Source organism: Janthinobacterium sp. TPC_1 (assembly GCF_056037845.1).
The window spans coordinates 6,259,365-6,276,013 of record NZ_CP195157.1; the positions used below are offsets into that span (position 1 = coordinate 6,259,365).

The window sequence follows — 16,649 nt, forward strand, 5'->3', positions numbered from 1 at the left end:
CCAGCTTGGCACAGGCTTGACCCGGCCAAGGCGCACCGCCTTGCCGGGTCTTTTTTGCTGTCCGCCCCTTCTGCAGCCCGCTGGCGCCACCGCGCGCCCCGCACACGGCACGCCCCTCCCCGGCAGTCAAAAAAAAGCCTGCATCCGGCACAAATAAGCCTTGCTTTTCGGGCCACATTCAACAATAATGCAAATACGAATCATTCTCAACTGAGATAAAGAAAGCCCAACATGCAAAGCTCAAAACCAGCCTTGATCCAGGATGCCGCTACCGCCCACGTCCGTCCGCCCGTCAGCATGGCCCAGCCGGCACGCCGCATCACCAGCGAAGCGCTGCTGCAGCAGGGCCGCGAAGTGGAGATTGAGCACAGCGGCAAGATCTATCGCCTGCGCGTCACCCAATTGAACAAGCTGATCCTGACTGCCTGAAGCAGCACGGCAGCCAGTCACCACACTCGCCAGCCAGTCGCGCTCCTTGCGCGCAGCCAGCCAAACCACCGTACAGGAGTGTTTGATGGCGCACGACCGACCTTCCCCGATGTTTCCTTCCCCGCAAGGCCAGCAGCCTGAATTGCTGTTGTCGGCCGTGCTGCACCTGATGTCGCACTACCATGCGGGCAGTCCCTGCGAGAAACTGGCCGGTGTCATCGAACGCCATCTGCAAGTACTGTCCAGCTCGCCCGGCCTGGGCCCCGTGCTGCAAGCAACCTGCCAGCAATTGTCGCAGCAATGGGCCGCCCTGGTGGCGCTGCACCGCCCCGCGCCACCGAAGGCCACCCTGCTCGAGCGGCTGGCACGCCTGCTGCGCGCCAGGCCCCCTGCCTCGCCCCTGCCGCAATAATTTCTCATCAACACTCCCACCGCCCAACAGGATATCGCCTGTGTGACAAAGACCAGTCCCTGCCCGTCATCAGCAATTGCGCCCACGCCGGCACGGAAACGGCCGCGCTCGCTTCGCGCCGCCGCCGGCTGTGGGAACTGTCGCACACCTGCCATTGCCCGCTGGTGGGCGTGGGCTTGCCATTGGGCTACCTGCGCAAGCTGGTGGGCAAGATGACGGGCGGGCGCGTGCTGGCCGACGACTACGAAGTGCACGTGGGCGCCGTGACGGAATGCGGCGCGCGCAACCGCCTGTCCGAAGCGCTGCAAAAGGAACTCGAACGCCGCTACGCCCCCGTGATCCTGCGCTTTCGCGGCGCCAAGAGCACGGAACAAGTGGCCGAACTGTGGCGCACGGCCGTCGCCAACGGCGACGTGTCGGGCGCCTTCTGGGCCGGCCTGACGCACCCGCGCTGCGACGCCGAACTGGAAGAGCAGATGTGCCGCGACCTGCACATGATCCAGCACCAGGCCGGCGCCTGCGTGCGCGCCGACATGGCAAATTTTACGGCCTTGCAGGAAGAAAATGCGCGCCTGGCGCACGAACTGGCCAAGCTGCAACAGCGCAGCCAGGCCATGCTGATGGAAAAGACGGGCGAACTGGAACGCCAGGAAGCCTTGCTGCTGCGCACGCGTGCCGAATCGATCGGCAAGGATAGCCTGATCGACGGCTTGCGCCTTGAGCTGGCGCAATTGCAGGCCGCCGTCCCCGCGCTGGAATCGCGCACGCGCCTGGTCGAACGCCTGGCGCAGATGGATGAGCGCGAAAAGGAATTGCGCCAGCAAATTGCGGACTTGAAACAAGCCCAGCCGCGCCAGGCCGCCGCCGTGCCGCCACCGGCTGCCAAGCTGGAAGTGCCGACGGGCGGCAAGCTGAAAATGCCGATCCGTCTCGTCGATCAAAGCGTCTTGTGCGTGGGCGGGCGCAGCGGCAATGTCGCCACCTACCGCGCCCTGATCGAGCGTGTGGGCGCGCAGTTCGCCCACCACGACGGCGGCTGGAAGACAATGCCAACCTGCTCGATTCGAGCCTGGCGGCGGCCGACCTGGTGATTTGCCAGACGGGCTGCATCAGCCACAGCGCCTACTGGCGCGTGAAGGATTATTGCAAGCGCACGGGCAAGCGCTGCGTCTTCATCGACAACCCCAGCATCTCCAGCCTGGCGCGCGGCTTGCAGGAAGTGAGCGGGGAAATGGAGCCGGCCGCGCTGGACGCCATCGAGCCGTAAGCGGGCTTGCCCAATAAAAAAGGACTGGCCCGGCCAGTCCTTTTTTTATGTGCAGCCGGTCAATACACATCGCGCCGGTAGCGCCCTTCGGCCGCCAGCGCATCGAGCGCGGGCCGGCCCAGCATTTCCTGCAGCGCCTGGTCGACGCCGCCCGCCATGCCCGCCAGGCTGCCGCAGATGTAGATGGCCGCGCCCTGCTCCAGCCACAATTTGACTTCATCGGCATTGCCGCGCAGGCGGTCCTGCACGTAGGTGCGCTCTGCCTGGTCGCGCGAAAACGCCAGGTCCAGGCGTGGCAGATCGCCACTGGCGTGCCAGCCTTCAATTTCTTCGCGGTAATGGAAGTCGTGGGCGGCATTGCGCTCGCCAAAGATCAGCCAGTTGCGCCGCTGCCCTGCCAGCACGCGGCTTTTCAGGTGGCCGCGCAAGCCGGCGATGCCGCTGCCGTTGCCGATCAAAATCAATGGCCGCTGGGCATTGTCTTCCAGCCGGAAGCGTTTGTGCTGGCGCAAGCGCAGCTGCACCACGTCGCCGACAGCCGCCTGCGCCGTCAGCCAGCCCGAGGCCAGGCCCAGGCTGCCGTCGGGATGCGCATGCTGGCGCACCAGCAAGTGCACGCCGCCATCGCGCGGGACCGAGGCGATCGAATATTCGCGCGGTTGCGCTGGATCAAGCGGCGCCGCCACCTGCACCAGGTCGCCCGATTGCCAGTCCGGCAAAGCGCCCGCCACGGGCGCCAGTTCCACGTGATAGATGGCGCCGCCCGCGCTCCCGGGTTGAGCAAGCGCCGCTGCATCAATTTCCAGTCGCCAAAGGCGGGCGCGCTCCAGTCGGGCGCATCGCTGGTGCCGGCCAGGTGGCTCAGGTGCTGGAACCATTGCTCGATGGCCGCACTGGCGCTGCGGTCGACTTCGATACGCTCGAACAGGCGCGAGGCGCCCTGTGCCGCCAGCCAGGCGTCGAGCGCGCGGCCGAAGCCGCAGAACTGGCCATAGCTGCGGTCGCCCAGGGCCAGCACGGCATAGTGCAATTGCGGCAGCGCCAGCTCGCCCGTCATCAGGCGGCCCATGAAGGCGGCCGCATTGTCGGGCGCGTCGCCTTCGCCATAGGTGCTGACCAAAAACAGGGCCCGTTCCGCTTGTTGCAGATCAAGGGCCGTGAGTTCGGCCAGCGCGCACAGGCGCACGGGGATGCCGGCCAGTTGCAGGCTCTGCGCCGTTTGCGTGGCCAGCTCTTCCGCATTGCCCGTCTGGCTCGCATACGCCACCAGCCAGGCGGGACTGTTCGCCAGCGCCGCCCTGGCGGCGTCCGACGCGCGACGTTTGGCGCGCGCGCGCAGCCAGGGCGCCAGGCACACGCCCGCATAACTGAGGGACAGGGCGGCCAGCAAGGCCAGCCGTGTCGTATCGTGCGTAAAAATCATGGAATTAATCGTTCATTCGTCAAGCATGGCCAGCATGTGGCTGCTCAGCGTTTCGTGAAAGCCAGCGCCGTCGCGCTGCAGGAAGCGCGCGGCCAGGCCCTGCTCTTCTGCCAGCGCCATGCCGGCCTCGACACCGAGCACGGTCAAGGCCGTCGACCAGGCGTCGGCCGCCATGCATTGTTCATGCACGACGGTGACGGAAGCGAGTTGATTGGCGATCGGCATGCCGCTGCGCGGATCGATGGTATGCGAAAAACGCGCCGTGCCATCCTGGAAGAAACGCCGGTAGTCGCCCGACGTCGCCACGGACAAGCCATGCAGCGCCAGCAGCATTTCCGCCGGATGCTGCGCATTCTCGGCATGATCGGCGGCGCCATCGACCTGTTCCAGCATGACCCACCACGGCTGGCCGTCGGGTTTGCTGCCGGCGCCGCGCAGCTCGCCGCCCACTTCGACCAGGTAATGATGGATGCCCTGGCTGTCCAGGTAGCGGGCCAGGCGATCCACGCCATAGCCCTTGGCGATGGCGGACAGATCGAGCTGCAAGGCGCCCGGCTGGCGGACGCGGCGGGCCGGCAAGTCCAGCTCCAGGCGGCGGCGCTGGCGCTGCGCCAGCAGCAGGGCCACCGTTTCGTTGGTCGGCGGCAGGAAACCCGGTTCATCGTAGCGCTGGCGGGGGCCGAAGCCCCACAGGTTGACGAGGGCGCCCGCGCACGGGTCGTACGCGCCGCCCGACGCCTGCGAGACGTGCATGGCAAAGCCCAGCACCTCGCAAAACGCGGCGGGCAGGCTGTGCCAGCTGCCGGGCTCGGCCCGGTTGAAGCGGCCCAGGTCGGACTCGTCGCTCCAGTGGCTCATTTGCGCCACGACAAGGTCCAGCTGCTGCTGCAAGCCCTGCTGCAGGTCGGCGCTGCCCGCGCGTCCCGGCATGGCGGATTCGACCAGGCGCACCGACCAGCTGGTGCCCATGGTCAAGCCGCGCAAGTCCCGGATCGCGGCGCCGGGCGGCGCGACCTGATCGGAAATATGCTGCGGCAGCAGGACCCGGCGCATCGGTGCTCTCGTGACGATGCCGCCGCTTACTGCGGCAGCACTTCCACGGTGGCCGCGTAGGTCATGCGGCGTTCGGGCATGGCTGGCGGCTGGCCGGCCACGGCAGGGGCTGCCGCAGGCCAGGTGCTGCTCAGGTAATACATGCCGGCGGCCGGCACGGTGAACGTGATTTCGCCCTTGGCATCGGTGCTCTGGCGGATTTCACCGAGCACGCCACGGTAGCGCACGCCGCCTGGCACCAGGCTGAAGGCCTGATTCGCTGCCGGCTTGCCATCGACCAGGAAACGCCACGTGGCTTTTTCGCCCGCGCGCAAGTCGTTCGGGTGCGTCACCGGCACGAATTCCAGGCCCACGCCCGTCGGCTTGAATACTTCCGTGCTGGTTTCGCCATTGCTGAAGAAGGTTTCCAGGCGCGCCGCCGTGCGCGTGATTTTCAGCTCTTGCGCATCGGCCGGTACTTCCTTCTTGAACGTCTCTTCGTTGCCGCGGAAACGCTTCAGCTCGCCGTTGAGCTTGTAGCTGCCCATGACGTTCTGCGACACGATGGCCGCTTTATAGGTGCCCGGCTTTTCCATCTTCACGTCGAAGACGCTGCGCAAGCGGCCCGTCACCGTGTTCGCCGGCGCCACTTTCGCGCCATCGGGACCGATGACTTGCAGCGCATCCAGGCGCAGCGGCTGGTGGTCGATCTCGAACAGGCCGTCGGAGACGGCCGCGTCCACCGTGACCCAGGCGTCCTTGCTTTCCACCATCGTGCTCGACGGCACCATCCAGCCGCGGTGGGCGTGGGCGTTCATGGCCAGGCCGGCCAGGGCCAGGGCGATCAGCGGTTTATTCAGTTGCTTCAACATGGTAGAGGCGCCTTAAGGTTTGAGTTGGACGACGACATTGCCGAGTTCTTCCTTGCCCTTGGCCGGCACGGACTGGGCCGATTTCAGCGGCCACTGGAACGGCACGCGCACCAGTTCGCGTCCGCCCGCTTCGCGCGCCGCTTCCACCACCACCTGGTATTCGCCGGCCGGCAGCTTGTCGAGCAAGGCCTTGGCACCGGGGAAAGTCAAGGTATGTTCGCCGGGCGCGCGCGTGGCGCCGCTGACGCCGTCGACGGGCATGGCCAGGTCGCGGCCGCTCTTGCGCCACCATTGGCGCATGTCCTTCAGCCATTTCTCGCCCGCCTTGTCCTTCTTTTTCACGTCATACAGCACCGTCAGGTTGCCGACGACCTTTTGATCGGCCGTTTCCAGCCATGCCGCCACGTAAGGACGATGGTATTCCGCCACGTTCAGTTGCGGGATTTCAATCTTGAGGGCCAGGTCGGCCGCCATCGCCGACGTACCGATCAGGGGAAGGCCAAGCGCCAGGGAGTAGCGTAATTTCATGGTGTGCCTGTAAAAAGGAAAAATAAAAACGATCAGTGGATAAACAGCAAGGCGATCGCGCAGGGTATCAAGATACCGAGGCCAACCATCGGCCAGGTAAAAGGCCGGTTGGCCGCGTGGAACTTCAAAATCAATAGTCCCGTCAGGCAAAACACGATGCAGGCGCCGGCAAAGATGTCGATGAACCAGCTCCAGGCCACGCCCGTGTTGCGGCCCTTGTGGACGTCATTGAGCCAGGATACCCAGCCCCTGTCCGTCAATTCGTATTCGGCGGCCCCGTCTTCCAGGCCGATGCGCAGCCAGGCGTCGCCGCCCGCCCTGGGCAACGGCAGGTAGACCTCGTCGACGCTCCATTCGGCGGGACGGCCGCCCGCATTAAGCGACCATTGCTTTTTCAACCATGTTTCAGCAGCGGCCGGCATCGGTGCGTTGGCGCCATCGTGCTGCGCGGCATACGCGGCCAGTTCCGTGACCAACGGGGCCGGCAAGGTCGCCTGCTGGCGCGTGACCGACGGCTTGGCTTCGATCTGGCCAGCGTGGTTCAGGGTGATGCCGGTAATGGCAAACAAAAACATGCCCAGCAGGCAAAGCGCCGAACTGATCCAATGCCATTGATGCAAGTTCTTCAACCAGACGGCGCGGCTGGCGTTGTTCCTGGCCTTGTCGGCGGCGCCCGCATTACCCATCGAGGGCTCCCGGCAAGGAGCGGGCCAGGTGGCGCGACAAGTCAGTGTGCTTCATTCCCATCCTTCAATCAAAGTGCATGCCGATATTTTCAAACAAATGATAATGATTATCATTTATTAAGTCAATACATGGGGCACGCCGCCGGGCCAGCGTTTTGTAACAGCTTTGAAACAAAGCACCACTGTACGTAAGCTGCCGTACAGAGCCGCATGCAGCATCCGCCTATGCTGTTGTTCAGGACAACCAACAAGGGAGCACCCATGCAAGCGTATTCCAGCGAACAGCTGGCCAGCATCGCGTCCAGGATCAAGGACATCAAATTCGGCATGCTGACCACCAGCGACGACATGCGCACCCTCACCAGCCGGCCGTTGACGCAGCAGCAGGTCGACGGCGACGGACACATCTGGTTCTTTGTCTCGGACGAGGCAGCCTATACGCGCGACTTGCCGAACAATCCGCAAGTCAATGTCAGCTTCGTCGACACGGGCGACAGCCTGTACGTGTCCGTCTGCGGCCACGCGCAGCTGCTGAAGGACCGTGCCAAGGCGGAGGAATTGTGGAATCCGCTGGTAAAAGCCTGGTTCCCGGGCGGGCTCGACGATCCGAAGCTGTCGCTGATCAAGGTGACGATCCAGTCGGCAGAATACTGGGATAGCAGCGCCAGCAAGATGATGCAATTCTATGAGATGGCCAAGGCCGCCATCACGGGAGAGCCGCCGAAAGACCTGCTGGGCGAACACGGCCGCATCGACCTGTAGCAAGGCCGAGCCAGGTAGACGCGCCAACAAGCCGCCGACGTGCGCGAACACGTCTGGCGGCTGACCCTGCGGGGATTATCAGATAATCAAGAATAAAAACTCAGACGCCCGTACTGCCCGTCGTGTCGGGGGCATCGTCGGCGCTCTGCCGGCTTTGCCCGGTGGAAGCGGACTGGTGATGGGGCAAGCGGTCGGCGCGCCGCACTTCGCCGATGGAGAACAGATCGTCGCCGATATCGAGGCCTTGCTCGCTATCGACCAGCACGAAGTTTTCGGCCGAGTCGGCCGTGCTTTGCTTGTTGCCCGCCGTGGACGGCGTGCCGCCCTGGCGATTGCCCGGTTGCGGCGTATTCGAATTGCCCATCATGTTCTCCCTGATCATCGATGCGAATTGACTGCGAGATCATTGCCAGCGCAGCTATTTCATCATAGTCCATGGCTGCTGCAATGCATCAAAATTTTGCCGCCGACAAGCGCGGCAACTGGCCGGCGGAAATACGGGGATTCCCGCCGGCCAGACCGGCCTTGCTGGCGCTTACTTGTTGCGCGAGCCGGACGAGCCCGAGCCTGACCCTGAACCTGCACCGCCGCTTTGCTTGTTACCACTGTCGCGGTTGCCTTCCTGGTTCACGCTGGCATTGTCGCGCGAGCCGCTGGAGCTGGCGGCGCTTTGCCGGTTGGCATCGTTCTTGTGGCTTTGGCTGCCCGCACGGCGTGCCTCTTCCGACGTAAATTCATGGGCCGTGCCTTTTTCATGCGCCGCGCGCCCCCCTTCGCTGGCGATTTCGCGCTGCTGGGCCGGGTCCATGGAAGCGAAGCCCCGTTTGCTGGTATCGCTTTGCTTGCTGCCGCCGCTGCCGCCACTGCTGCTACTGGTTTTACTACCTTGACTACCTTGCTGTTTATTGTCGCTCGATGTGGCCATGATGATCTCCTTGATCGATGGAATCAGAAAACAGTGCAAACCATGCAATTCTTCCCCCTCGCATGGCAAGGGAACCGTCATCTTAGTGCGCGCATGGGGCGCTAGAAATAGGAGGATGGCAAGAGCGCATGTAGGATGAGTCCCGCCCGTGGTGGCGCAGTTACTTTCAGTTTTCCACCAAAAGTACCAGACACTCAGCAGTTAGCGGGCAGCGGAAAAATCGCCTCATCGGCCGTCACGTAGACGCGCTCGCCGGCGCCTGGCCGCATCGCATGGCCGCCCGTAAAGGCGCCAAACGATGGCAAAATGGCACGCTCGCGGCCCAGCAGGAAACACGGCAGGCGCAGGCCTCCACGCTCTGTGCGCAAGTGAAACACGGGATGCACGTGGCCGGCCAGCACATAGCCGGGCGCCACGGTGTCCGGGTGATGGCAGAATGACAGCCTGCCCACGCTGTGCGGTTCATCGACCATGCGGATGCCCAGCGCGGCGGCCGGATCGCCCGCATGCGCATCGTGGTTGCCGCGCACCACCGTCAGGCGCACGTCGGGATGGCGCGCGCGCCAGGCCAGCATGGCCGCCACGGTGGCGGGCGCATGGGCGGCGCGCGCGTGCAGAAAATCGCCGAGAAAGACGATTTCCTCGCAGGCGTAGCTGGCCAGCAAGGCGTCGAGTGCCAGCAGGTTTTGCGTGGTAGTGCCGCGCGGCACGGGCACGCCCAGCGCGCGAAACGCGGCCGCCTTGCCGAAATGGATGTCCGCAATGATCAGCATCCTGCGCGCCGGCCAGTAGACGGCCTTGTGCGCCAGCAGCCAGACGCTTTCGCCGGCCAGCTCCACCACGCAGTGCGCTTGCTGCGGGCCGTTCATGCGGCCGCCTTTTCCAGCGCGCTGACCAGCCGCGCCACCCGGTCCGACAGCTTTTCCGTCGTCAGCTGTTCGCGGAAGCGCTCGACCATCAGGCCGAAGGCAAACGGCGAGGCGCGCTCCAACGGCTGCAGGGAAATATTGCGTTCATGCAACTCGCGCAAAGTGGCGCGCAGCCGCGTCAGTTCCAGTTCCTGCTCCAGCACTTCGCGCTGCGCCTGCGTGAGCAGCAAATTGGCCGCATCGTGCTTGCGGAACACCTCGAAAAACAGCGAAGACGACGCCTGCAGCTGGCGCGCGCTTTTCGGCTGGCCCGGATAGCCCTGGAAGACGAGGCCGGCGATGCGGGCGATTTCGCGGAAGCGCCGCTGCGACAGTTCCGTCGCGTTCAGGCTGGCCAGCACGTCTTCCAGCAAATTGTCCGTGCCGAACAGGGCCACCCCCGCGCCCGTCGCAGCGCCGAACAGCGACGCAAACGCGATATCGTCCGCGCCCAGCAATTCAAAACCGTAGTCGTTGACGGCAATCGACAAGGTGGCCGGCTGCACGCGGGCGATGCGGTAGGCCAGCAGCGAGGCCAGGCCCAGATGCACGGAGCGGCCCGCGAATGGATACACGAACAGGTGCCGGCCTTCGCGGCTGGACAAGGTTTCCACCAGCAAGCCGGTGCGCGTGGGCAGGCTGGACCATGCCTGCTGGATGGCCAGCAGCGGCGCCAGCGCGCGCATTTCCGGCCCGCTGGCTTTCCCCTCCTGCGCCAGCTGCAGCTGGTCCAGCACGGCGTGCGCCAGTTCCGACGACAGCGGCATCTTGCCGCCCTGCCAGCGCGGCACGGCGCCGCGGCTGCCCGTGGCGCGCCGCACGTAGGCCGTCATCTCGTGCACGCGCACGAATTCGAGGATGCGCCCGCCAAACAGAAAATGGTCGCCCTGCTTCAGGCGCGCGATAAACGATTCCTCGATGCTGCCGATGCGTCCCCCGCCGAGGAACTTGACCTGGATCGCCGCTTCCGAGACGATGGTGCCGATGCTCATGCGGTGGCGCCGCGCCAGCGCCACGTCCGGCACGCGGTAGATGCCGGCATCGTCGGGCAGCACTCTGCGGTATTCCGGGTACACCGTGAGGCTTTGCCCCCCGCGCGCGACAAAATCGAGCGCCCATTGCCACTCATCCAATGTCAAGTGGCGGTACGACCAGGCCGCGCGCACTTCCTGGTACAGGGCCGGCGACTCAAAGCCGCCGCCCAGCGCGATCGTCACCAGGTGCTGCACCAGCACGTCGAGCGGCTTGTCCGGCACGGGGCGCGCTTCCAGGTGGCCCTGTGCCAGGGCGGCGCGGGCGGCGGCCGCTTCCAGCAATTCCAGGCTGTTGGTGGGCACCAGGGTGACGCGCGAAATGCGCCCCGGCGCGTGGCCGCTGCGTCCCGCCCGCTGCACCAGGCGCGCGATGCCCTTCGCGCTGCCCACCTGCAGCACCCGCTCGACGGGCAGGAAATCGACGCCCAGGTCCAGGCTGGACGTGCACACGACGGCTTTCAGCTCGCCCGTCTTCAGGTGCTGCTCGACCCACTCGCGCACTTCGCGGTCCAGCGAACCGTGGTGCAAGGCGATCAGGCCGGCCCAGTCGGGCCGCGCATCGAGCAGGTGCTGATACCACAGCTCGGCCTGCGACCGCGTATTCGTAAACACCAGGGTGGTGGCGCTGCCTTCGATTTCGGCGATCAGCGGCTGCAGCATCTGGATGCCCAGATGCCCGCCCCAGGGAAAGCGCGTGGGGTTGACGGGGATCAAACTGTCGACGAGGATGCGCTTCCTGACTTTACCTTCCACCAGCACGCCAGCATTTTGTTCTCCCAGCAAGACGTCCTGCGCCTGCCGCAGATTGCCCAGGGTGGCAGACAGGCCCCACGTCATCAGGTTTTCCTGCCAGCGGCGCAAACGGGCCAGCGCCAGTTGCACCTGCACGCCGCGCTTGCTGCCCATCAATTCATGCCACTCGTCGACGATCACCGTTTCCAGCAGAGCGAAGCGTTCCTGCGCGTCCGCCTGGCTCAGCATCAGGGACAGGCTTTCCGGCGTCGTGACGAGCACCTCGGGCCAGGACTTCGCCTGCCGCGCCCGCTGGGCGGCGCTCGTGTCTCCCGTGCGCGCCTCGATGCGCCAGCCGGGCGCCAGCGTTTCGCCGGACGCCTGCAGCGCGCGCACCGTGTCGGCCGCCAGCGCGCGCATGGGCGTGATCCACAACACGCGCAAGCCCTGCTTGCGGCTCTTGCGCGCCAGGCGCTCGGCGCGCAGCAAGGCGCCGAACCAGACGGCATACGTCTTGCCGGAGCCCGTGCTCGCATGCAGCAGGCCGGACTGGCCCTGTGCGCCAGCCCGCCAGACGGCGCGCTGGAAGGGAAAGACCGTCCAGCCGCGCTCCGTGAACCAGGCATCGATGCGCTGCGCCAGCGCGCTTTTGCTCATCGCTTGCTCATGTAGTCTGGGCCAGCATGGCCTTCAGGGTGGCCAGCGTATCCGCGTCGGCGATGGCCTTGTCGTCACGCTGGCGCAGGATGCGGGGAAAGCGCACGGCGATGCCCGCCTTGTGGCGGCTGGAAGCGGCGATGCCTTCGAAACCGATCTCGAACACCATCGTGGGCTTGACGCTGCGCACGGGGCCGAATTTTTCTATCGTCGTCTTGCGGATGGCCGCGTCGACCTGCGCGATTTCCGCGTCCGTCAAGCCCGAATACGCCTTGGCGAACGGCACCAGCTTGCGTTCTTCACCACCCTCCTCATCCCATACGGCAAACGTATAGTCCGTGTACAGCGAAGCGCGCCGGCCATGGCCCGCCTGGGCGTAGATCAGCACGGCGTCGATGGCATACGGATCAATCTTCCACTTCCACCAGGTGCCCACGTCTTTCGTGCGGCCCACGCCATACGCGGCCGCCACAGCTTTCAGCATCAAGCCTTCCACGCCGCGCGCCCGCGATTCGTCGCGGATGGCGGCCAGGGCGTCCCAGCTTGCCGCTTCAACACGCGGCGACAGCCGCAGCGCGGGCGCATCCACCTGCGCCACCACGGTTTCCAGCAGCGCGCGGCGCTCCAGCTGGGGCAACTGGCGCACGTCCACGCCATCGAGTTCCAGCACGTCGTAAGCCACCAGCACGGCGGGCAGCTGAGCCAATAGTTGGACGAGACCGTCTTGCGGCCCATGCGTTGTTGCAAATCGGCAAATGGCGCCGGCACGCCGCCCGGCTGCCAGATGAGGATTTCGCCATCGAGCACAGTACCCTCGGGCAAGGCCAGCTGCGCCAGTTCGGGAAAGCGCTCCGTGATCAATTCCTCGCCCCGCGACCACAGCCAGTTCACGCCATCGCGGCGCAGCAGCTGGGCGCGCATGCCGTCGTATTTCCATTCGACCAGCCAGCCGGCGAGCTCGCCCAGGGTTTCCGGCGCCGCCTGCAGGGGGTGCGCGAGGAAAAAGGGGTAAGGCTGGCCGCCGCGCAGCGCATGCTCGCCCTCCGACGGCGCGGCGATCAGCTTCAAGAATCCCGCGCCCGTGGGGCTGACCTTGCCATCGGTCCAGCCCATCAGGCGCTGGGCGATCAGCTTGCTGTCGACGGCGGCGATGGATGCCAGCGCCCGCGTCACCAGCAGTTTTGAGACGCCCACGCGAAAGCCGCCGCCGATCAGCTTGATCAACAGGAAGCGTTCGCGCGTTTCCAGCTCGTCCCAGTACCCCAGCAGGGCGGCGCGGATGGCGTCCGGCGCCGCGCCGCGCAACGGTGCGATGCGCTGCTCGACCCACTCGGCCAGGCCGATGTCGCTGCGCTTGCCCGGCGCGGGCAGGATCAGGGCGATGGTTTCCGCCAGGTCGCCCACGGCGTGATAAGCCTCGTCGAACAGCCAGGCGTCGAGGCCCGCCCGTTCCGTCGCGTATTCGCGCAGCAATCTGGTGGGCACGGCCTGGCGCGGCTTGCCGCCGGCCAGGAAATACACGGCCCAGGCCGCATTCTCGGGCGAGGCGCCGCGAAAATAGGCTTGCAGGGCCGCCAGCTTGCGGCTGGTGGAGGTCGTCTCGTCGAGCTCCCCGTACAGCCGGGCAAATTCACGCATGGCTGACGTCCTCCGCCGCCGCGGATGCACCGGGCGCACCGTCATCGGCCTCGTCGTCGCCATATTCCGTCTCGAAACCGCCCGCCTGCCAGCCGTTGTGCCGCAGCCAGCGCACCATCACGGGGATCGAACCGTGGGTGACGATGATGCGTCCGGCCTGCGTGGCCTTGATCGCCTGCATCAGGCCGGGCCAGTCGGCGTGGTCGGACAGGACAAAACCCCGGTCCACGCCGCGCCGACGTCGCGCGCCGCGCAGCAGCATCCAGCCGCTGGCGAACGCATCGCTGTAGTCGCCGAAACGCTTCATCCACGGCGAACCGGCAGCCGACGGGGGCGCGATCACCATGGCCGTCCTCAGGGCGGCCTTGTCCGTCACCTGGTCCACCATGACGGTGGCGGGCAAGGCCACGCCCGACTCGCGGTAGACCTGCGTCAATGCCTGCGCCGCGCCATGGCAGATAATGGGACCGATGCTGGCGTCCACGCCCGCCAGGATGCGTTGCGCCTTGCCGAAGGCATAGCAGAACAGCACGCTGGTGCGCCCCTCGGCCGCATTGCCGCGCCACCACTGGTTGATGTCGTCGTATATTTCCTGCGGCGCCTGCCAGCGGTAGATGGGCAAGCCGAAGGTCGATTCCGTGATGAAGGTATCGCAGCGCACGGGGTCGAATGGCGCGCAGGTGGGGTCGGGCTGCAGCTTGTAGTCGCCGGACGCCACCCATACTTCGCCGCCGTGCGCCATGCGCACCTGGGCCGAACCGAGCACGTGGCCGGCCGGATGCAGCGACACTTGCACGCCGTGGTGTTCGATGGTCTCGCCATACGCGAGGCCCTGGATGGACACGGCGCCCAGGCGCGCGCGCAGCACTTGCTCGCCGGGCGCGGCGCACAGGTAGTGCCGGTGCCCGACGCGCGCATGGTCGGCGTGCGCATGCGTGATGATGGCGCGCTCGACGGGACGCCACGGGTCGATGTAGAACTGCCCCGGCACACAGTACAAGCCTTCCTTGCGCACCACTACCATGTCCGCCATGCCCAGCTCCCTACGAAAAAACCGCCTTGGAATGGGCTGATTCTAGCGCTCTTGCGCCAGATCATCTGTCAGACAGCGCACACTGGATTCACGCCGGTGCGACAAACTCGGCCATGAAGGTGCGCGTGGTATTTTCCGGAAAGGCAATCGTGACCTGGTCGCCGGCCACCGACAGCACGGTGCCGATCTGGTAGCGTGGCACGCGCACGCGGCTGCCGACGGCGATCTGGGGCGCCGGCGGCGATGGCGCCTGGGCAGGCGCCGGCAGCTCGTCCAGGGTGATGGGCATGGCCAGCGCGGGCGGCGACTGGCAATTGTCGCAGGTGCAGCAGCGCTCGAAAGCGCCGGCGTCGCCAAAGTAATCGAGCAACAGTTTCCAGCGGCACAAGCCGCTTTGCGCATACGCGACCATCTGGTCGAGCGCCTGTTTGTCGCGCTCCTGCTTGTCGACGTAGATCTGCGCCAGCTGCGCATACGCGGGCGAGCTGGCCGAGGTCGTTCTCAGGCTGTAGCCCAGCTTGCGGTCCTGGCGCAGCAGCTTGCCGTCTTTCAACAGCTTCAGGCATACCTTCAGGTGGCCGTCGGAAAACTCGGGCAGACTGGACGCCAGCGCAGCGAAAGCAAACGTGGCCGGCAAGTCTTGCGCTGCCGCAATGATGGCGGCCAGTTCGCCGGCTGTCGGGTAATGCTTCGCCAGGAAAAACTGCTGCACCCGCTTGTCTTCCTGGAAGTACAGCAAGGTGCAGTCGGCGGGCAAGCCGTCGCGCCCCGCCCGGCCCGATTCCTGGTAGTACGCTTCCAGGTTGGCCGGCACCTGCAAATGGATGACGAAGCGGGTGTCGGGCTTGTCGATGCCCATGCCAAACGCGTTGGTGGCCACCATGATGCGGCGCTCGCCGCCCATGAACAAGTCCTGGTTGTGCTTGCGCTCGCGTGCCGCCAGCTTGCCGTGGTAGCGGGTGACGCTCTCGCCCAGTTCCTCCAGCCGCGCCGCCAGCTCCTCGACGGCTTTTACCGTGGCCGCATACACGATGCCCGTCCTGGCGTCTCGCGCAGCAGGCGCAGGACTGCATCCTGTTTTTCTGCGGTATTCGTGACCTGGATCACGCGGTAACGCAAATTGGCGCGGTAGATGCCTGTATTGATGACGTTCAGCTTGCGCGCTTCCAGTTGCGCGTCGATATCGGCCACCACTTCCCCGGTGGCCGTGGCCGTCAGCGCCAGCACGGGCGGGCGGCCCAGCGCGCGCAGGGCGGCCGCGATGTCCAGGTAGGCGGGACGGAAGTCGTGGCCCCACTGGGAAATGCAATGGGCTTCATCGATGACGGCCAGGCTGGGCGGCGCGCCGGCCAGCAGGGACAGGAAGGCGGCATTGGTGAGGCGTTCCGGCGTGCAAAAGATGATGAGCCGGCCGCCCTGGGCGATGCGGGCGATGGCGTCGTCTTCCTCGGCGCGCGACAGGCTGCTGTTGAGCTGCACGGCCGTGATGCCCAGTGCGTGCAGCTTTTCCAGCTGGTCTTTCATCAGCGAAATCAGCGGCGACACGACCAAAGTCGCGCCCGGCAACAGGGCGGCGGGCAGCTGGTAGCACAGCGACTTGCCGCTGCCGGTGGGCATGATGGCCAGGGTGTCGCGCCCGGCCAGCACGCTGTCGATGACGTCCTGCTGGCCAGCACGCAGGCGCGCGATGCCGAATACCGAGCGCAGCAGGCGCTGGATCTTGCGCTGGCGGGCGCGGCCCGGATCTTGCACTGCAGAAATAGTAGTCGCCATCGTGGTCCGGTCCCTGACATGCCGGCGCCAGTTGCCAGCTTGCCGCCACTTTACGGCCGGGCCTGGCGCACCGCCATAGGACTGGCGCCACAGCTGGCGTAGGAATTCAAGAAGCGAACAGGATGGCCCAGAACAGCATCAGCAGACCGGCGATCGACACGCACCAGACGAGCGTGCGCACGACGGGCACGCCGAACGCGTACAGGGGCAGATATAGCACGCGCGCGGCAAGGTACAGGGCCGCGCCATAGAGCGTGAGCGCGCTTTCCTGCGCGCCGTCACGTGGGCGATCAGCACGGCGGCGGCGAACAGGGGCAGGGTTTCGAACAGGTTCGCCTGGGCCCGCTGCAAACGGCCCGTGATCTTGCCCACGGGCGGGCCTTCGCCGTCGCGCGCGCTCACGTTATACGCCGTGCCCGTTTCGCGCGTGCGGAACAGCGCGGGCAGCAGGATTTGCACCAGCGCCAGCACGAGGCTGCAGGCGAGCATGGTCAGTTCAGGAGTCATCTTTACCTCTGCGGGTGGTGGGTGGGACGGG

The 16,649-nt window shown here is 65.9% G+C and carries 17 protein-coding genes and 3 pseudogenes; 5 read left to right on the top strand and 15 right to left on the bottom strand.

The genetic code is table 11. From position 1 onward, the window contains the following. Nucleotides 1-231 precede the first annotated feature (231 nt). From hemP to ACQVLG_RS30380, 4 genes are all read left to right on the top strand, one after another. On the top strand, nucleotides 232-429 hold the full coding sequence (gene hemP, locus ACQVLG_RS30365) for a hemin uptake protein HemP (RefSeq protein ID WP_034750559.1): 198 nt from the start codon (nucleotides 232-234) through the stop codon (nucleotides 427-429). 85 nt (nucleotides 430-514) lie between these two features. Continuing rightward, complete coding sequence (locus ACQVLG_RS30370; RefSeq protein WP_230541113.1) at nucleotides 515-841, top strand: hypothetical protein; 327 nt, start codon at nucleotides 515-517, stop codon at nucleotides 839-841. A gap of 170 nt (nucleotides 842-1,011) precedes the next feature. Beyond that, a complete protein-coding gene (locus ACQVLG_RS30375; protein WP_474292248.1) occupies nucleotides 1,012-1,932 on the top strand; it encodes a DUF2325 domain-containing protein in 921 nt (306 codons plus the stop codon). Continuing rightward, on the top strand, nucleotides 1,929-2,108 hold the full coding sequence (locus ACQVLG_RS30380) for a DUF2325 domain-containing protein (RefSeq protein WP_474292249.1): 180 nt from the start codon (nucleotides 1,929-1,931) through the stop codon (nucleotides 2,106-2,108). Before ACQVLG_RS30375 ends, ACQVLG_RS30380 begins: the two co-directional genes overlap by 4 nt. 59 nt (nucleotides 2,109-2,167) lie before the next feature. Here ACQVLG_RS30380 and ACQVLG_RS30385 read toward each other — a convergent pair. From ACQVLG_RS30385 to ACQVLG_RS30405, 5 genes and pseudogenes are all read right to left on the bottom strand, one after another. Further along, nucleotides 2,168-3,531 (bottom strand): annotated as a pseudogene (locus ACQVLG_RS30385) (sulfite reductase subunit alpha). A 12-nt stretch (nucleotides 3,532-3,543) separates the two neighbouring features. Further along, nucleotides 3,544-4,584 carry an FAD:protein FMN transferase gene (locus tag ACQVLG_RS30390; protein WP_474292251.1) on the bottom strand — a complete coding sequence of 347 codons (1,041 nt, stop codon included), beginning with the start codon at nucleotides 4,582-4,584 and terminating at the stop codon, nucleotides 3,544-3,546. Nucleotides 4,585-4,610: 26 nt separating this feature from the next. After that, nucleotides 4,611-5,435, bottom strand: coding sequence for a DUF4198 domain-containing protein (locus ACQVLG_RS30395; RefSeq protein WP_474292252.1), 825 nt, complete (start codon nucleotides 5,433-5,435; stop codon nucleotides 4,611-4,613). A 12-nt stretch (nucleotides 5,436-5,447) separates the two neighbouring features. Beyond that, on the bottom strand, nucleotides 5,448-5,963 hold the full coding sequence (locus ACQVLG_RS30400) for a DUF2271 domain-containing protein (protein WP_034783417.1): 516 nt from the start codon (nucleotides 5,961-5,963) through the stop codon (nucleotides 5,448-5,450). Between the two features lie 32 nt (nucleotides 5,964-5,995). Further along, nucleotides 5,996-6,649 (bottom strand): PepSY-associated TM helix domain-containing protein, encoded by a 654-nt coding sequence (locus ACQVLG_RS30405; RefSeq protein ID WP_474292254.1) that lies wholly within the window; start codon nucleotides 6,647-6,649, stop codon nucleotides 5,996-5,998. A gap of 261 nt (nucleotides 6,650-6,910) precedes the next feature. Between ACQVLG_RS30405 and ACQVLG_RS30410 the strand changes: the two genes are divergently transcribed. Continuing rightward, a complete protein-coding gene (locus ACQVLG_RS30410) occupies nucleotides 6,911-7,411 on the top strand; it encodes a pyridoxamine 5'-phosphate oxidase family protein (protein ID WP_474292256.1) in 501 nt (166 codons plus the stop codon). 100 nt (nucleotides 7,412-7,511) lie between these two features. Here the strand turns inward: ACQVLG_RS30410 and ACQVLG_RS30415 are convergent, their stop codons facing one another. From ACQVLG_RS30415 to ACQVLG_RS30460, 10 genes and pseudogenes are all read right to left on the bottom strand, one after another. Continuing rightward, nucleotides 7,512-7,775, bottom strand: coding sequence for a hypothetical protein (locus ACQVLG_RS30415; protein WP_474292257.1), 264 nt, complete (start codon nucleotides 7,773-7,775; stop codon nucleotides 7,512-7,514). 171 nt (nucleotides 7,776-7,946) lie between these two features. Beyond that, nucleotides 7,947-8,336, bottom strand: coding sequence for a KGG domain-containing protein (locus ACQVLG_RS30420; protein WP_230541121.1), 390 nt, complete (start codon nucleotides 8,334-8,336; stop codon nucleotides 7,947-7,949). 194 nt (nucleotides 8,337-8,530) lie between these two features. Continuing rightward, entirely contained in the window at nucleotides 8,531-9,205 is a 675-nt protein-coding gene (gene pdeM / locus ACQVLG_RS30425) for a ligase-associated DNA damage response endonuclease PdeM (RefSeq protein ID WP_474292258.1), read from the bottom strand. Further along, nucleotides 9,202-11,667 carry a ligase-associated DNA damage response DEXH box helicase gene (locus ACQVLG_RS30430; RefSeq protein ID WP_474292259.1) on the bottom strand — a complete coding sequence of 822 codons (2,466 nt, stop codon included), beginning with the start codon at nucleotides 11,665-11,667 and terminating at the stop codon, nucleotides 9,202-9,204. The genes pdeM and ACQVLG_RS30430 overlap by 4 nt, the downstream gene beginning before the upstream one ends. 7 nt (nucleotides 11,668-11,674) lie before the next feature. After that, nucleotides 11,675-13,305: pseudogene (locus ACQVLG_RS30435) on the bottom strand (ATP-dependent DNA ligase). After that, entirely contained in the window at nucleotides 13,298-14,338 is a 1,041-nt protein-coding gene (locus ACQVLG_RS30440; protein ID WP_474292260.1) for a ligase-associated DNA damage response exonuclease, read from the bottom strand. Before ACQVLG_RS30440 ends, ACQVLG_RS30435 begins: the two are co-directional and overlap by 8 nt. Nucleotides 14,339-14,426: 88 nt before the next feature. After that, nucleotides 14,427-15,368: a helicase-related protein gene (locus ACQVLG_RS30445; protein WP_474292261.1), complete on the bottom strand. Its 942-nt coding sequence runs from the start codon at nucleotides 15,366-15,368 to the stop codon at nucleotides 14,427-14,429. Continuing rightward, complete coding sequence (locus tag ACQVLG_RS30450) at nucleotides 15,350-16,111, bottom strand: RecQ family ATP-dependent DNA helicase (RefSeq protein WP_474292263.1); 762 nt, start codon at nucleotides 16,109-16,111, stop codon at nucleotides 15,350-15,352. Before ACQVLG_RS30450 ends, ACQVLG_RS30445 begins: the two co-directional genes overlap by 19 nt. Before the next feature lie 106 nt (nucleotides 16,112-16,217). Beyond that, complete coding sequence (locus ACQVLG_RS30455) at nucleotides 16,218-16,331, bottom strand: hypothetical protein (RefSeq protein WP_474292265.1); 114 nt, start codon at nucleotides 16,329-16,331, stop codon at nucleotides 16,218-16,220. A gap of 104 nt (nucleotides 16,332-16,435) precedes the next feature. Then, nucleotides 16,436-16,618 (bottom strand): annotated as a pseudogene (locus ACQVLG_RS30460) (MAPEG family protein); the annotation flags it as partial. Nucleotides 16,619-16,649: the final 31 nt, after the last annotated feature.

What these genes read in the sequence shown, in the direction of transcription:
- ACQVLG_RS30405 (WP_474292254.1), bottom strand. Translation starts at nt 6,649, where the DNA reads ATGGGTAATGCGGGCGCCGCCGACAAGGCCAGGAACAACGCCAGCCGC.
- ACQVLG_RS30410 (WP_474292256.1), top strand. Translation starts at nt 6,911, where the DNA reads ATGCAAGCGTATTCCAGCGAACAGCTGGCCAGCATCGCGTCCAGGATC.
- ACQVLG_RS30370 (WP_230541113.1), top strand. Translation starts at nt 515, where the DNA reads ATGGCGCACGACCGACCTTCCCCGATGTTTCCTTCCCCGCAAGGCCAG.
- ACQVLG_RS30390 (WP_474292251.1), bottom strand. Translation starts at nt 4,584, where the DNA reads ATGCGCCGGGTCCTGCTGCCGCAGCATATTTCCGATCAGGTCGCGCCG.
- ACQVLG_RS30450 (WP_474292263.1), bottom strand. Translation starts at nt 16,111, where the DNA reads ATGGCGACTACTATTTCTGCAGTGCAAGATCCGGGCCGCGCCCGCCAG.
- ACQVLG_RS30395 (WP_474292252.1), bottom strand. Translation starts at nt 5,435, where the DNA reads ATGTTGAAGCAACTGAATAAACCGCTGATCGCCCTGGCCCTGGCCGGC.
- ACQVLG_RS30420 (WP_230541121.1), bottom strand. Translation starts at nt 8,336, where the DNA reads ATGGCCACATCGAGCGACAATAAACAGCAAGGTAGTCAAGGTAGTAAA.
- ACQVLG_RS30440 (WP_474292260.1), bottom strand. Translation starts at nt 14,338, where the DNA reads ATGGCGGACATGGTAGTGGTGCGCAAGGAAGGCTTGTACTGTGTGCCG.
- pdeM (WP_474292258.1), bottom strand. Translation starts at nt 9,205, where the DNA reads ATGAACGGCCCGCAGCAAGCGCACTGCGTGGTGGAGCTGGCCGGCGAA.
- ACQVLG_RS30415 (WP_474292257.1), bottom strand. Translation starts at nt 7,775, where the DNA reads ATGGGCAATTCGAATACGCCGCAACCGGGCAATCGCCAGGGCGGCACG.
- hemP (WP_034750559.1), top strand. Translation starts at nt 232, where the DNA reads ATGCAAAGCTCAAAACCAGCCTTGATCCAGGATGCCGCTACCGCCCAC.
- ACQVLG_RS30430 (WP_474292259.1), bottom strand. Translation starts at nt 11,667, where the DNA reads ATGAGCAAAAGCGCGCTGGCGCAGCGCATCGATGCCTGGTTCACGGAG.
- ACQVLG_RS30400 (WP_034783417.1), bottom strand. Translation starts at nt 5,963, where the DNA reads ATGAAATTACGCTACTCCCTGGCGCTTGGCCTTCCCCTGATCGGTACG.